This window comes from Thermostichus sp. MS-CIW-36 (assembly GCF_054059035.1).
The window spans coordinates 149,840-163,514 of the sequence record NZ_JBSSBR010000002.1 but is presented as its reverse complement, the minus strand read 5'-3'; the positions used below and the strand labels follow the sequence as shown (position 1 = coordinate 163,514).

Annotated in this window: 13 protein-coding genes; 9 read left to right on the top strand and 4 right to left on the bottom strand. The window is 55.7% G+C overall.

Features of this window, described 5'->3' with window-relative positions; translation table 11 throughout:
* Nucleotides 1-11: 11 nt before the first annotated feature.
* From ACVWVQ_RS02105 to ACVWVQ_RS02095, 3 genes are all read right to left on the bottom strand, one after another.
* Nucleotides 12-869, bottom strand: a complete 858-nt coding sequence (locus ACVWVQ_RS02105; protein ID WP_414332161.1) for a phycobilisome rod-core linker polypeptide — start codon at nucleotides 867-869, stop codon at nucleotides 12-14.
* A 469-nt stretch (nucleotides 870-1,338) separates the two neighbouring features.
* On the bottom strand, nucleotides 1,339-1,821 hold the full coding sequence (locus ACVWVQ_RS02100; RefSeq protein WP_011434281.1) for a globin family protein: 483 nt from the start codon (nucleotides 1,819-1,821) through the stop codon (nucleotides 1,339-1,341).
* Nucleotides 1,822-2,015: 194 nt separating this feature from the next.
* Complete coding sequence (locus ACVWVQ_RS02095; RefSeq protein ID WP_011434282.1) at nucleotides 2,016-2,534, bottom strand: globin family protein; 519 nt, start codon at nucleotides 2,532-2,534, stop codon at nucleotides 2,016-2,018.
* Between the two features lie 692 nt (nucleotides 2,535-3,226).
* On the opposite strand from ACVWVQ_RS02095, the gene ACVWVQ_RS02090 reads away from it, so the two are divergent.
* The 3 genes from ACVWVQ_RS02090 to ACVWVQ_RS02080 all read left to right on the top strand — a co-directional run bounded on the left by ACVWVQ_RS02090 (nucleotide 3,227) and on the right by ACVWVQ_RS02080 (nucleotide 5,678).
* Nucleotides 3,227-3,838 carry a chromophore lyase CpcT/CpeT gene (locus tag ACVWVQ_RS02090; protein WP_457440114.1) on the top strand — a complete coding sequence of 204 codons (612 nt, stop codon included), beginning with the start codon at nucleotides 3,227-3,229 and terminating at the stop codon, nucleotides 3,836-3,838.
* Between the two features lie 339 nt (nucleotides 3,839-4,177).
* Complete coding sequence (locus tag ACVWVQ_RS02085) at nucleotides 4,178-5,155, top strand: hypothetical protein (protein ID WP_457506622.1); 978 nt, start codon at nucleotides 4,178-4,180, stop codon at nucleotides 5,153-5,155.
* 64 nt (nucleotides 5,156-5,219) lie between these two features.
* Nucleotides 5,220-5,678 carry a hypothetical protein gene (locus ACVWVQ_RS02080; protein WP_457506620.1) on the top strand — a complete coding sequence of 153 codons (459 nt, stop codon included), beginning with the start codon at nucleotides 5,220-5,222 and terminating at the stop codon, nucleotides 5,676-5,678.
* On the opposite strand, the gene ACVWVQ_RS02075 is transcribed toward ACVWVQ_RS02080, so the two are convergent.
* A complete protein-coding gene (locus ACVWVQ_RS02075) occupies nucleotides 5,650-6,987 on the bottom strand; it encodes a protein kinase domain-containing protein (protein ID WP_414356833.1) in 1,338 nt (445 codons plus the stop codon). The two genes, ACVWVQ_RS02080 and ACVWVQ_RS02075, sit on opposite strands and share 29 nt — an antisense overlap.
* A 251-nt stretch (nucleotides 6,988-7,238) precedes the next feature.
* Here ACVWVQ_RS02075 and ACVWVQ_RS02070 point away from each other — a divergent pair, with 251 nt between their 5' ends.
* The 6 genes from ACVWVQ_RS02070 to ACVWVQ_RS02045 all read left to right on the top strand — a co-directional run bounded on the left by ACVWVQ_RS02070 (nucleotide 7,239) and on the right by ACVWVQ_RS02045 (nucleotide 13,645).
* Complete coding sequence (locus ACVWVQ_RS02070) at nucleotides 7,239-9,470, top strand: argonaute PAZ domain-containing protein (protein ID WP_457506617.1); 2,232 nt, start codon at nucleotides 7,239-7,241, stop codon at nucleotides 9,468-9,470.
* A 46-nt stretch (nucleotides 9,471-9,516) separates the two neighbouring features.
* On the top strand, nucleotides 9,517-9,729 hold the full coding sequence (locus ACVWVQ_RS02065) for a hypothetical protein (RefSeq protein ID WP_238376814.1): 213 nt from the start codon (nucleotides 9,517-9,519) through the stop codon (nucleotides 9,727-9,729).
* 129 nt (nucleotides 9,730-9,858) lie between these two features.
* Nucleotides 9,859-11,088 (top strand): hypothetical protein, encoded by a 1,230-nt coding sequence (locus tag ACVWVQ_RS02060; protein WP_457506615.1) that lies wholly within the window; start codon nucleotides 9,859-9,861, stop codon nucleotides 11,086-11,088.
* Between the two features lie 7 nt (nucleotides 11,089-11,095).
* Nucleotides 11,096-11,593, top strand: a complete 498-nt coding sequence (locus tag ACVWVQ_RS02055) for a bis(5'-nucleosyl)-tetraphosphatase (protein WP_457506613.1) — start codon at nucleotides 11,096-11,098, stop codon at nucleotides 11,591-11,593.
* A gap of 385 nt (nucleotides 11,594-11,978) precedes the next feature.
* The gene (locus ACVWVQ_RS02050; RefSeq protein ID WP_457506611.1) at nucleotides 11,979-13,223 is read left to right on the top strand and encodes a response regulator; all 1,245 of its coding nucleotides are present in this window, start codon (nucleotides 11,979-11,981) and stop codon (nucleotides 13,221-13,223) included.
* 47 nt (nucleotides 13,224-13,270) lie between these two features.
* Nucleotides 13,271-13,645 (top strand): response regulator, encoded by a 375-nt coding sequence (locus ACVWVQ_RS02045; protein ID WP_011434291.1) that lies wholly within the window; start codon nucleotides 13,271-13,273, stop codon nucleotides 13,643-13,645.
* The last annotated feature ends 30 nt before the right edge of the window (nucleotides 13,646-13,675 follow it).

Here is a 13,675-nt window from a genome sequence, read left to right as displayed (position 1 = left end):
CCGAGAAGGGATCAAGCGCTGCGGACACTGACGATCTTGGCGCCCGATTTGAGCAACCGCTGCATTGTCGCCGACAGTTGATCGGCAGAGACGAAAATCTGCTGGTTGGATTTGCGCACTCGGCTGGAAGTGGCCAGCGCCGAAGGCGGATTCAGCAGTCGGGTCACTTCCACACAGAACATGCGATCCGACTGGCCCGTTGGCGGCCCCAGGTGTTTGGAAATGGGGCTGGGCGGCAGCAGCCCCCGCACCCCAATGCGGCGAATGGCCGGGGTAAACCCGGTGGCCAAAGGCATCATCAGACGGGGTCTGGGCCCTTGGGAGCGGTCGTTGTTGGCGTAGCCCCCGTAGAGGGCGAAGAGATTGGTAAAGTCGCGGGTGGAATGGGCCTTGCGGTATTCAAACCCACGCGGGTAGGGGACGATGTTGTCTCCAAAAGCTTCTAGGTATTCTGGGCTGTCGATGTAGGAATCGATCTCCGCGCTGTGGCCGCCAGATTGGTAGATGTCCAAATGGCGGGCGATGTCTTTGGGGCTGGTGGGAGCGCGTCCCAGCAGATGCTTGAAATTGAGCTCGATGGCCCGGGTTTGCGAGTTGGGGTAGAAAAACCGCTTTTTGTAGGCTTCGGACTTGGCGATCCATCGCACAAACTCCCGCACCGTCAGGCTGCCCTGGCGCAGCAGCGATTCCGCACTGGCTAGCTCCTTCCTATCGGCCCCAAACAAATGGTCGTTGCCCAGCACCTGACGGTAGATGGCCCGCAGCACCGCATTGAGCTGATCCTGGCTGGCGTTGGGGCGCAACTCCAGTGGGGTGGTCTCCGTAATGCCCCGGATCCCCATCCGGCTTGCCGCTGTGATTGCACTCATGCTAATTCCCCCGATTGAACTGAATGGACACAGATTGAGAACAAGCTTGCGTTTAGGGTCATTTCGATTCAAGCTAGGACATTGCACCCACACCTAAAGTGTTGGTTGCGTCGTCGCGTCGGCGTTGCGGAGCAATAATGCAGGGGGCCAAAAGGCTTTTCAAGGACTCCGTCCCGCTGGCGCGATCAATAGCCCAGGCGTCTCACCCTAGCCTGAAACGACTGTAGAAATCGAAAACTAAAATTAGAAATCAAAAATCGGCAGCCCCAAGCTGCAGAAGAGCAACAGTGGCGCCTTCCTATTGGGGAGACTGATCCGCAAACCCACGTGGTCAAACGTATCTCTCCGCAACGTAGCAGGCTCACCACCGTTGCCCTCAACAACCTTCCCTCGCCATCCCCCCTGGTTTATGGGATGAGCCAACTGGCTAGCCGGCGTCGCCCTTTTAGAGGGATCCCAAGCCAAGGGTTTAGCTGAGCGCGTTGATGGCGTAGTCGATGTAGGTGTTGGCCTCGGTGGCCGCTTGCCCGGTCAGGCCGTGGTTGGCTTTGATGTAGCGCAGGGCTTCGATGAACCAACTGGGGGAGAGTTCAAAAGCGGCGTTGATTTCGCGGATCCCGGCCAACTGATACTCGTCCAGAGGACCGGTGCCACCGGCTACCAAGCAGTAGGTGATGTAGCGCAGGTAGTGGCGCACGTCGCGGGCGCACTTGTCCTTGCCAGCTTGGGTGTGGCACTGCCCACCGGGTTGGGTGGTGTAGGGGAACTTGGCGTAAACCGCTTCGGTGGCACCGCGCACCAGCTCGTCGGCACGGCTGCTCAGAACTCGGGCGGCTTCCATGCTGGCGGCAGCCCGCTGAAAACGGCCATTGATGGCCTGCAATTCGCTGTTGCTCAGGTAGCGCCCTTGGCTGTCGGCAGTGGCGATGGCGTCAACAATTGGGGTTTGCATGATTCAAAACGCTCCTTTACTTAACTCAAGCTCAATGCAAAAAACAAAGCAAAAGATTCAAAGTCTCAACTGCAAAATCGCTGCAAAACAGGTTACTTTTCCAGGGATCCCCTGCTAGCCTGAGTTGCCTCAGATTTGAGAGAGGGTCTTCATAACTGGATCCGAACACAACAGAAACTTCAGCCCAAAGGGGATCAAACCACAGCAGCAGCAGCGCGATCGAAGTAGGATTCGATTTCGGCAATCAGAGCGCTGCAGTCCCCCCGGGTGATGCCGTTGGGGTCGTTTACCACCGCCACCGCAGCCTTTTTCATCTTTTGGATGCCGTTGGCCACCGAGCTACCGGGGGTGCCCAAGGCTTGATAGGTTTCCCGCAGGCCGTTCAGGCAGCGCTCGTTCAGCACACTGGCGTCTCCGGCTGCCACGGCGTAGGTGATGTAGCGGAGAATAATGTCCATGTCCCGCATACAGGCGGCTACGTTACGACTGGGGTAGGCAGGGCCACCGGGAGCGTTCAAATTGGGCTCCTCGGCAAACAACTGACGGATGGCATCGGTCACGATCTTGGAGGCATTGCTGGTGAGGCGGTTCACAGCGTCCAAACGCTTGTTCCCCTCGGCAATTACCTGCTGGAGAGCGGCAAACTCGTTCTCTCCCAAAAAAGCGCCTTTGGAGTCAGCTTGTGCAACCACTTTGCCAAATACATCGTTCATGGTTTTGAATCTCCCTAGCAAAAGTAAAAGAGGTTATGAATCCACATTCCCTGCAGCGGACAAGAGAGCACCTGCCGGCCAGGAATGCAACACTGCTTGGATCCCCAGTGCCGAGAGGTGCTGTTTAACTCACAGAACCGCCGACGGGATCGAAGCCGATAGAACCAAGATGAGCAAGCGAAGCTCGCCCCCAGAGCCAGGCCACCATCTACGGGATCGGACTTGGACAAGAAGCCTCAGCCGCTGCTGGCAACCTCAACTGGCAGACGAGAAGAAGCTGGCTCGCCTTGCTTCCAGTCTTTTTCTACCGCGAAGGCAAGAAGCGATGAAATCAAAAAATGTAAATCGGCTTTACCTCGCGCAAAAGGTCTTAGATCGGTTTCCAACCTGCTTCCCATCTCGGATCCCAGGCTGTTCTCCCTGTCCTTCGCGGGAGTAGTTTTTTACAAAAGAGAATGTTTCTTTGCCTAGCTTTACAACATGAACAAAGATGTCAGCCCCGATCGCGGCTTTGCAGCTTGCAAGGGATCCATTTTCAGTATCGGAGCGAACATTCTCATAAAGGATACATAATTTAACACTTGCTGCAATCCTCGGTCGGGCCTGAGGTTGGGGCAAAATCTGAGAAGGTTCTCTTCGATTCCCTAAGATTTTCGGTACACACCTTTTACAGAAGTTCTGGATGCCCGCTTATGCCTATTGGGTTGGATCGCACTCCTTCCCCGGAGCTGCTGCAGATGGCGCGTTGGCTGGCAGGAGACTTCAGCAACCAAGAGCAAGCCTGGGAAAATCCACCGTTTTTCGCCCAGATCCGGGTGGCCTATCGCCCCTTGCCGGCCCACGTTTTGGGCGGGATCGGCTTTTATGTGGAGCAAGCCTACAGTGGCCATTTGGAAGATCCCTATCGGCAGGCGGTGGTGGAGTTGACTCAGGCAAGCGCTGGGATCCTGATTCGCAACTATCGCCCTTTGGAGCCGCAGCGGTGGCGGGGCTGTGCTCGGGAAAGGGCAGACCAACTGAGTCAACTGCAGGCTGCCGATCTGGCCTATCTAGAGGGGTGTGATGTGCAGGTGAAGAGGCAGGGATCCCTCTTTGTCGGCGTGACGGAGCCGGGGTGCCGGTGTTGCGTGGTGCGCAACGGCCAAACCACTTATCTGCAGACCACCTTGCACCTGAGCGAGAGCGAGTTTTGCAGCCATGACCGAGGGATGGATCCCATCACCCACCAGCAGGTTTGGGGGGCCCTGGCGGGCGCTTTTCGCTTCCAAAAGGTAGTCGATTGGCAGGCGGAGCTAATGCTGTAGGCTGCAGCCCATCCAGCCCCACAACTCCACAGTTGACGACGGTATTGCGCACTCTCCCTCAGTCGGCCTTGTGTACACTGTCTTTGGCCGGGATCCAATATTGCCGCGCGATGCTTCCGGGTTCGAGCATGCTGGCAATGGGAATGTTCTTTGCCGCTTGCAGACAGGATACGCTCCTTATCGGCTTAGTGTGGGTGTTCAATGCAGGTGAGGTCAAGCCCAAAGAATGAGCCACGGTCTGGGCGGGCTTGGCACAGCCCTTGGGGAATGGCAATCGCCCTAGTTGGGATCTTGGCCTTGCTGCTGCTCGGTGCCGGATGTTCTGGCCAGGGGGAATCTGTGGCTTCCCCCCCTGCGTTGATCCCTCTCCCACCTCAACCGGGAACCGAGTCGATTCCCATGCCGGTGCGTACCCTGGGCAACAGCCGCTTCAAGCTCCTGGGCCTGACAGTGGGGGTGGCCGGGAGCGGAGCTGAGGTGTTACTGGATACCGGCTCGGCAGGTTTGCGCATTGTAGCGACGGCGGCAGGTCGCTTTGGCCTGGAACGGACGGGGATCCCTTCCACTGTGACGTTCGGAGATGGCACGCAATTTATCGGGGTGTTGGCCCGCGCCCCCTTCAGCATAGGAGGGATCCCCAGTCGGGAGCCGGTAACGATTCAGTTGATCGACCAAATCACTTGCGTGGAGCCACTGGTGGCCAACTGTTCCGACAATCTGTTTGGGCCAGGACGGCCTTTTGCTGGGATCCTAGGCACATCCTTGGATGAGCGCAGCCCCGACCGCGAGCTGTTTAGTCCGCTCACCCGCCTTCCGGGCAATTTCCGCTCTGGGTACATTATTCAAACGGGGGGCTTCAACTCCACCCAGGGCCTGTTCACGGTTGGCCTAACGGCTGCCAACACCGTCGGCTTCAATTTCCGGCAGTTTCCCCAGGTGGGAAGCTTTCCCGACGGCACCCCCATCTGGCGGGATGAGGCTTTACAAGTGGCCTACAGCATCAGCAACACTTCTATTCAAAATGCCCTCAGCCCCACCGTTTTTGACAGTGGTTCTTCCGACATTTTTCTCAACGTCAGGCTGTTGGGGGCAGCTCCCTTCTCCACCTCGACCTTGCCCCCCGGCGCTGAATGGCGAGCTGTGCTGGAGGGGGCTTTTGACTACCGCATTCGGGTTGGCTTTCCCATTACGCCCAGCCGGGATCGGATTTTTGTTAACGGCAACCAAGGAGTGCAACTGTTGGGCATGCCACTGTTTTTCAACGCCGACGTTGCCTTCGATGTTGAGGGCGGGCGGATCGGCTTTCGCGTGCGTTGAGACAAAGTTGTTTTGAACCATCCCAAACGTTAACGTTGGGTTCAATTGCGGAGAAAAACTTGCCATGTTCGGTCGAGCCTTGAAAACCGGGAACAGCACGCTGCACAGATGGCCTTGGGTTTGGGGGCTACTGCTGCTCTGTTGGCTAGGGCTGAGCGGGCCGGCTTGGTCGATCAGCTTGGGGGATCCCTTGCCCGAATGGGCACAGCCCATGCCGGTGGGGCGACAGCGCTTGCGGGGGGTGGAGCAATACCGAGGTCAAGAGCAGATCCGCGCCTATGGAAACGAAGCGGGACGGGTGTTTTGGATTCAAATCCACAGTCATTCAAACTTACCCCCGGATTACCGGGAGTACTTGGGCGAATACCAACACTTTCCGGTAGAAGTCGTAGAAGTGGTGCCCTTGCGAGCCCGACGGCTGCGCTTCCGCCAGGGAAATCGCAGCGCCGAGTGGCAGGTGGTGGGCATGAGCGGTCGGTTTCAGGCAGAGGCGATCAGCGAAGATTTGGCCCCGCAGCCGTGATTTCCACCTTGCCTTGCCCCACAAGCACCGGCTGCTGTGAGGCTCGAGACCGTTCTGCCAACAGTTGCCTGCATAGGGGCAGGATCTCGTCCAAGACCGCTTGGGCGGTGGGGTAACGGGCATCTGCGTCGGGAGCAACCATGCGCTCCAAAATGGCCAGCAGGCGGGGATCCCCGAAGCCGAAGGGGATGGCTTCTGCCAAAGGTTCGCCGATCTGCGGCAACGTCCCTACGGACATTTCCACCGCCACCCGTCCAAGGGCGAAAATATCACTGTTGAAGCGGGGGCAGCCAGACAACTGTTCAGGGGGAGCATAGTCGCTGGTGCCGATGAAGACACCGGGGAAGCGATCTTGGCCGGGCTGGTTGCCAATGTGTTGGATGGCACCGAAATCGATCAGGGTGAAGTGGGTACGTTGGCCTCGTCGGGTTTGGATGATATTTGGGGGTTTGATATCGCCGTGGATAACGCCGTGCTGGTGGACAAAGACAAGGATCTTGAGAAGCTCACAGAGGAAGTAGGCGGTTTGGGCCGGCGACCAGATCACTCCCCGATTGGCGTGTTGCCGCAGCGAGGATCCCCGGACAAAATCTTGCACGGTGTAGAACTGCCCGTCTTCTTCAAAGTGGGCCAACAGCTTGGGAATATGAGGATGGTGGCCCAGCTTCTCCAGAATTTTAGCTTCCCGCTCAAAGGCTGCCCTGGCAATTTCGGCTATTTTTTCGTGTTTCCCGGTTCGGTCTTCCTCTGCTTTGTCATCCATGCGTCGCAGGCGCTTGACCACACAGAGGGGATGGCCGGGGCGATGGGTATCGCGGGCTAGGTAGGTTTGGCTAAAGCCGCCGATGCCGATCAAACGTTCCATTTGGTAGCGCCCATTGCCAACCTGGTTCGGTTGCTTGTCAGCACAGGCTCCCTGGGCCGCGCCCAAAGCAAGTTGCGAGCGAATGCGGGCCAGCACAACCTCTGGAACGAAAGGCTTGGTGAGGTAGTCATCTGCCCCCAGGTCAAAGGCGGCCACCATTGCCGCTGCATCGTTGTAGCCGGAAAGAATCAGCACCGGCAACTCCGAGCGGGAACGGGCCGAGCGGATCATCTGCAACAGCTCCAGCCCATTCAGCTCCGGCAGCGCCAACTCCATCAGCACCAGATCTGGCGATTGATGAATGATGGCTTCCAAAGCCTTAGTGCTGTTCTGCGCTTCAAGGACGCTGTACCCAGCTTGCTCAAGGTGGGATCTCAACTGCCGGTTAACCGCGGGATCCCTGTCCACCAGCAGAATTTTGCCAAGCCGTTTTGCAGAGGTCATCGCAAGCGCCCGCGCAGCCCTGAGCTGAGTATATCCAATCATGCCGTTCCTCAACGGTGTTCCCCATCTGCATAAGGTGCAGGCAAAGTACACATCAGCCCTATGCACCTGGGCCTTTGTCGGCAACTATGACAAAGGTTACGTCGTAGCCCCCTCTCTTGATTGTCACTGGGGTAGAAGAAAGGGATCCCTGGCTAAGTATCGATGGTGAAGGCTTATCATGGAAAGGAGTTTAAACGCAGAGTTTCTCAATGAGCCTACTCCAGCAAAAAGTTGAGGCTACACTCAATCACTTCTTCGTCAAGGAGCTAACTCAAGAAGAGCTCACCTTCTATGAGTATGGTTGCAGGCCAAACCCTCTTCCAGATCTAGGAGAGGAGCAGAGGGCTCTCTCCAAGATTTGTAATCAGCTAGGTGTAATGGCTGTTCGTCTGGGAAATCGCATCATAACCCGAGAAAAAGTTCCGGCCAGTAAACTCAAAACAGAGGAATGGGAGTTGGAAGAGCTTGGTTCTAAGGCTCTAGATTGTACAGACCCTACAGAGAGACAGGCTCTAGAAACTTTCGAGCGCAAGAAACTAGATTGGAGTCTAAGATCTAAGTACAAAAAAACAGAGATTGAGCGATCAACAGGAGGAGGATTGATCTGGTGGGTTACGGGTCTGGAAGGAGTAGAACGGATTGAAGGAGTAAAACCACTTTGCGGAGATGGGTGGGAGGTTCACAGAGGAAGAGAGCTAGACGTTGTTATTAGACAAGATAAGAAGCTCTATCTAGAGATCGACATCCGATACCATTTCTACAGCCCATGGACGCTGCATGAGTGGCTGGAAAATTACCCAGATGTCTCAATTGAAATTGTACGAAACACATACAGGACAAAAAATAATAAATACCCAACTTGGGAGTATCGAGGCATTATTTCCAATCAGTCGCCAAGGGAAGTATGGTTAGCGGAGCTAAACACTAGCTTAGCGGATTATCATGTACAGAAGTACGGAGCAACTCCAGAAGAAGTTGATGGCTCTCTGGTGGTTCAAGTGGTCTCGAGAGAACGCAATTTCAGACAAAAGGCAGAGCCTATCCTTCATCTATCGCGGAGACTGTCGCCTGTTTTAACTTTGGAGATGCTAGCAAGTATAGAAGATCAAAGATGGACTGGCAAAAAAGTTAGCTCCTTGGTTAGCGAGCACATCAGAAAAAGTTTAGAAGAGAGATTGAAAGAGTCTAAAGAGACCGCAAAAACTATTATAGAAAATGTCTACAATATTTCTGACTTTCAGGCTGATCCCCTAAAAGCAGAAGGATACATTATGCCAAGTCCAAGGCTATTGGGGTTTGGTCATAGACAAGTCCAAAACCCCGCGAGAGTTAGGTACCAAGGATGTGCAAGAGTTGGCGAGACAAAGTTTGGACTTCTAAATCTTGACGATAATAAACGTGAGTATCCTACTGAGGTTCGCAAGTGCCTACTTGAAGTAGCTAAAAAGAGCGGAGCAAGAGTTGAAATAGACTTTTACGCAACCCGTCAAGATTTGCCTGAAGGCGACCTTGCTCAACAGAGGTTTTGGCAAAGCTGGGCCGACAAAGGGATCAAAACCGTTCTGGTTGTCATGCCCTTGTCGCCTAATGAGCACAAGCAAAAGATCCGCTTGCAAGCACTTCGAGCAGGAATAGCAACTCAGTTTATGATTCCTGGAGCTGACCCCTACAAAGCTCTAAATGTCGTACTAGGACTTCTGTGTAAAGCTGCGTGGCAACCCGTGTTGCTTGAACCCCTCGATCATCCTGAGTGCTCCGAGCTTACCATTGGTTTTGATGTGGGGACGAATCGAGAGCTTTACTACGGAACCTCTGCCTTCGCGGTACTGGCCAATGGTCAAAGCTTAGGCTGGGAGTTGCCCGATATACAAAGAGGAGAAACTTTTTCCGGCGAGGCAATTTATCAAACCGTGTCCAAGCTCGTCAATAGATTCTACAACAAATTTCATCGATACCCTAGAAAGGTTCTTTTGATGAGGGATGGCTTAGTTCAAAGAGGCGAATTTGATAAAACAATTGAGGAACTAAGAAAAGAAAAGATTGCTGTGGATATTGTTGGGGTGCGCAAAAGTGGCGCGGGAAGAATGGGGATTCAAGAAGAAGGCAGATATAAAGATGCTGCGATAGGCACCATTATTTTCAATCACCCTAAAAAGTCATTTACTCTAGTAACAAGTCAGCCCATCAAGAAGGGTTCAGGCTCCATTGGGAGTGCAAGGCCATTGCGAGTTATTCACGAATATGGAAGCACCCCCTTGGAAGTACTGGCCCTGCAAACCTACCATCTTTCTCAGCTTCATCCTGCTAGTGGGTTTCAGCCTTGCAGGCTCCCTTGGGTGTTGCACTTTGCCGACAAAAGCAGTAAAGAGTTCCAGCGCATTGGCAACAGCATTTTTAGTGTGCTGCAGAACATAAACCGAGAGAAGTTGATTGCCGTCTAGCCAAGGGAGGGGATCCCCACCTGCCGGCCTTGCTAGGATTGGGGGGGTGGTTGGTGTTGCGGCTATGGAGATGAATGAGGTCTGGAAGACCTTTCTGAGCAATCCTGTTCCGTTCTGTGGCGGTTTTCTCAGCGGCCTGCTGCGTTTGGATGTGAAGCAAGATCCGCTGCGCAGTTGGCTGGAGTCCCAGGGGCTGAGGGTGGAGGAGCCCCCGCCTTCCGGTCGCTCCGACGGCCCCCAATCCATTTCCATTGAATAGGCGTACTCAATCGGCGGGCAGAGAGTAGGGATCCCTTCCAAAGGGTTACTCACGGTCGTGGGAAGCGCTCCGATCCCGGCAGAAGCAGTGGCAAGAAGGGCAACAAGAGCAGGGTTGCGAGGTGAGCTGATGTTCCCTGAACAGTCCCAATTCAGGAAGCGGCAGGGATCCCTTCGAGGCTGTGGCTACCTCTGCGGGATTGTGTTCCTGGTAACGGGACTGGTCGGTCTGCCGTCAGGGGATCCGGCCTTGGCCCAATCGGATCCCTCTTCTCTTGCCAGCTCTGATCCCCAAGCTTGGTTGGAGCGCTACAACGCTGCTCTGGGGCAATTGCCCCCTTTGCCCAACTTGCAATATCGCCAGCAGGTGCGGGTAGAGGGATCCCAAACCTTCACAGCCACGTTGGATGTGCTCTACCGCCGCGACGGCAGTTGGCAGGCTTGGGTAGCCGAAGGGGATCGCATCCGCCTCTTGGATTCGCGCCAATTGGAAGTGGTGAACCAGTCGGATCTGCTGCAGCTGTACTCGATGTATGTGAGCCGACCGGAAGCCCTCTTGCCCTCGGTGAGCTTTTACTTGAAGGCGGATCCCAGCCGCTACCGCGTCCTCTCCTCAGAACGGGTGGATTTGGCTGGATCCCCTGTCCAGCACTTACGCCTAGAGCCCATTCAGGAAGGCCAGTTGCGGGAGCTGTGGCTGGATCCGCAGTCGGGGCTGCCGCGGCAGGTGTTGCTGTTTTTGTCGGGGGTGTGGGGGCAGGCCTATGTCCTGATGGGGTTTACGGCGGTGCCAGCTCCCGAGGGAGGGGAGCGCTACTGGCTGCCGGAGAGCACCCGCATCAATTTGGGCTATGGCTTTTGGACCCTGGAGGGCCTGAACCGCCGCGTGTTCAGGGGATCCCTGTCCATCCAGCATGACTACCAGGACTACCGCATTTTGCCAGAAGGGACGCAGTTGCGCTTTTTGCCTTCGCAGCCGCCGGTGGATGCGCCGCCGGTGGTAGCCGGCCTGCCGGGGAGCGCTCCTCAAGCGGAGTTGGGAGATGTGCGGGCCTTGGGAGTGGATGAGCAGGGCAACCAGCAGTTCAGCATTGGCCTGGGCCGGCGCTCCAGCCCGGACAATTCCTTGGAAGACCGAATCGTTGCTTTCAACCTAACCCGACCCACCAGCCGCAACGTCCTGACCCAAATCGATACTTTAGCTCTTTTGCCTCTGGGGAATGGCCAGTTGCCCATCTATCTCTTCCAATTCGACACCGGTCGCCCCCTCTCGCCCCTGCAGGGGGTAGAGCGCCCGCAGGTGGATCCCAATGAGGTCTTCGCTCCTAAGCCGCCAGCCATCAAACTCTTTGGAGATTAGCTCCCCAATGCTGATAGATGCTGCCTATGGGGTGATCCCCATCCTGCCCCACCCACCCGCCCAGGAAGCTCCCAGACTGGGCTCTTCTCATTTGTATCTGCTCATCCAGCACCAGAAGGGGCATTGGGCTTTCCCAAAAGGGCACAAGGATAGCTCCGAAAGCGACCTGGAGGCGGCGCAGCGAGAATTGCGAGAGGAAACCGGCTTGACCGACTACCAGCTTCTGACCCTGCCCGGCCAGTCTGACCCTTTGACGCTGCAGGAAGCCTACACCTTTACGGATCCAGAGGGGAACCGAGTGGCCAAAACCGTTACCTACTACGTGGCCTTGCTGCCGCCCCAATTTTCTCCCCCTGAGCTACAGGTGCAACCAGAGGAGGTGGCCGCCTACCGCTGGTGCTCCTACCCCGAAGCCTTGGAGCAGATCAGCTTTGAAGAAAGTCGGCAACTGCTGCGCCGCTGCCAAGCCCACCTGGAGCAGCTTTGGAAATTGGAGAAGACCTAAGTTCCGTATTTTTACGGAAGAGGTTTATCGGGGTTACCTTTATCTTGTCTTGCAGGCTTTCCGTGGGAAGTTCCCGAGTAAGAAAGCCAGCAGACAATCTGAGGGCTAGCCTTCACCTTTAGAGATTGGCTGATGAGCAATAGTCATCGATCTCCCCAGGAGGAGAGTTTTTCTGAATACGGATTGAACGCTGAAACTGCCTTTGAGTTCGTGCAGCCTTGGCCGTCTTGTTGGGCTTGGATCATCTAAAGATCTCGTCTGGGTCAGGGCTGGGCTTGAACTGTATTCTGGAAAGCATTTTTTCACCGGCTTGTGGGGTAGCTAAGACTTCAGTCGTGTCATCAACCTCAGCGCAGGAAATTGTCCGAGCACGTCCTCTCGACCCATGAACCGTCCCCCCGTCTGTACAGAAGTCTCGGCCCATCTGCTGAACGCAGAGGTCAGCTTCACAGGAGTTGTTCGGTATTTCAGTGCCTTGGACAAAGGGGAGGGGCTGGGCACTTGGTCATTGGTGTTTCACCAAGGTCGCCTGGGGTTTGCTCACCACAGCTTGGAGCCCTTGGAGCGCTTGGATCGCCACCTGCGTCGGCTCAGCCATCAAGTCTTTTCTCTGACTCGCCAAAATTGCCTACGCATCCATCGGCAGGTGGAGGCGCTATTGGCTCAGGAGACTGGGCCTCTACCTGCAGACCTTCTGGGGCTGAGTTGGATGGTAACGGAGCAACTGCTGCCTTGGGAAGCTGCGCGCAGGTTGAATGCTTGGATCGGCGAGGAGGTGCTGCAAAATCTGTTGCTGGTTCCAGGGGGCTTTCAGCAGGAGATCATCCCACTGGACAACGTGCCCACCCTGGGCCAGTGGGATGGGGGATCCCTGCTCGACCTGATCCAAAAGCGGCTACGGGCATGGCAATCTTTGGGGCCTGAGATCACCTCCCCCTACCAACGGCCCTACTTTGCCAGCCGGGCCCAGGCAGAACGCCTTCCCGCCGAGCAACAGGAACGGCTAGGCCGGTTACTGAAGGGGTTTAGCTTCCGCCAGTTGAGCGCCCTTCTCGATCAAGACGACCTCCAGATCGCTCGCCGCCTACATCCTCTGGTCAAAGCCGGTATCCTTGTCCTGCGGGATCCCCAGCCCCCCTTTGATCGGCTGCCCAAAACCTACTCGGCCAAGCTTGAGACAGAATCACAGCCCTCAGAAACTTCCACCGTCCCTCTTCACCTGGCCAACGGGCTTGCAGATCTAGGCCCATCTCCCCAAGCCTCGAAAACCTGGATTGTGGCCTGTATTGACGACAGCGAAGCCATGCTCAGCGAGTTGCAGCGGTTGTTGGAAGGGCACAACCTGGTCATTCACACCATCAGCGACTCTTTGAAAGCCCTGATGAAGCTGACCACCCTCAAGCCAGATTTGATCCTGCTGGACGTGGGTATGCCCAACGTGGATGGCTACCAATTGTGCAGCCTCATCCGCAAATCCTCCGTGTTAAAGGATGTGCCGGTGGTGATGGTCACAGGCCACAAAGGTCTGATCGATCGGGTGAAGGCGCGCCTGGCCGGTGCCACCGATTACCTGACCAAGCCCTTTCGGCAGGAAGAATTGCTGCAGATGGTGTTTCGCTATCTCAGCTAGGGATCCCTCTAAAGGTTCGTCGAAAAAGAGATAAGGAGATGTCGATCATGGTGAAAGTTCTTGTGGTGGAAGATGTGGCCTCGGAGCGACAGCTCATCAGCGATTACCTCCGCTCAGAAGGCTATCAGGTGGTAGCGGTGGCCAACGCCCAAGAGGCATTGCAGCAGATCCGCAACGACAAACCCGATGTGGTGCTGACGGACTTGGTCATGGAAGGCATGAGCGGGCTGGAATTGTGCCGCCAAATCAAGAAAAACCCGGAAACCCAAAAGTTGCCCGTTGTGGCCTGTACTTCTAAAAATCAAGAGCTGGACAAACTCTGGGGCATGAAGCAAGGGATCGATCTTTATCTGACCAAGCCTTTTACCCGCGAAGACATTTTGCGGGCCGTGAAATCAGTAGTGCTCAGCCCGAGCTCATGATTTTTGCCACTCCTGTCCTTGCTGAGCTGC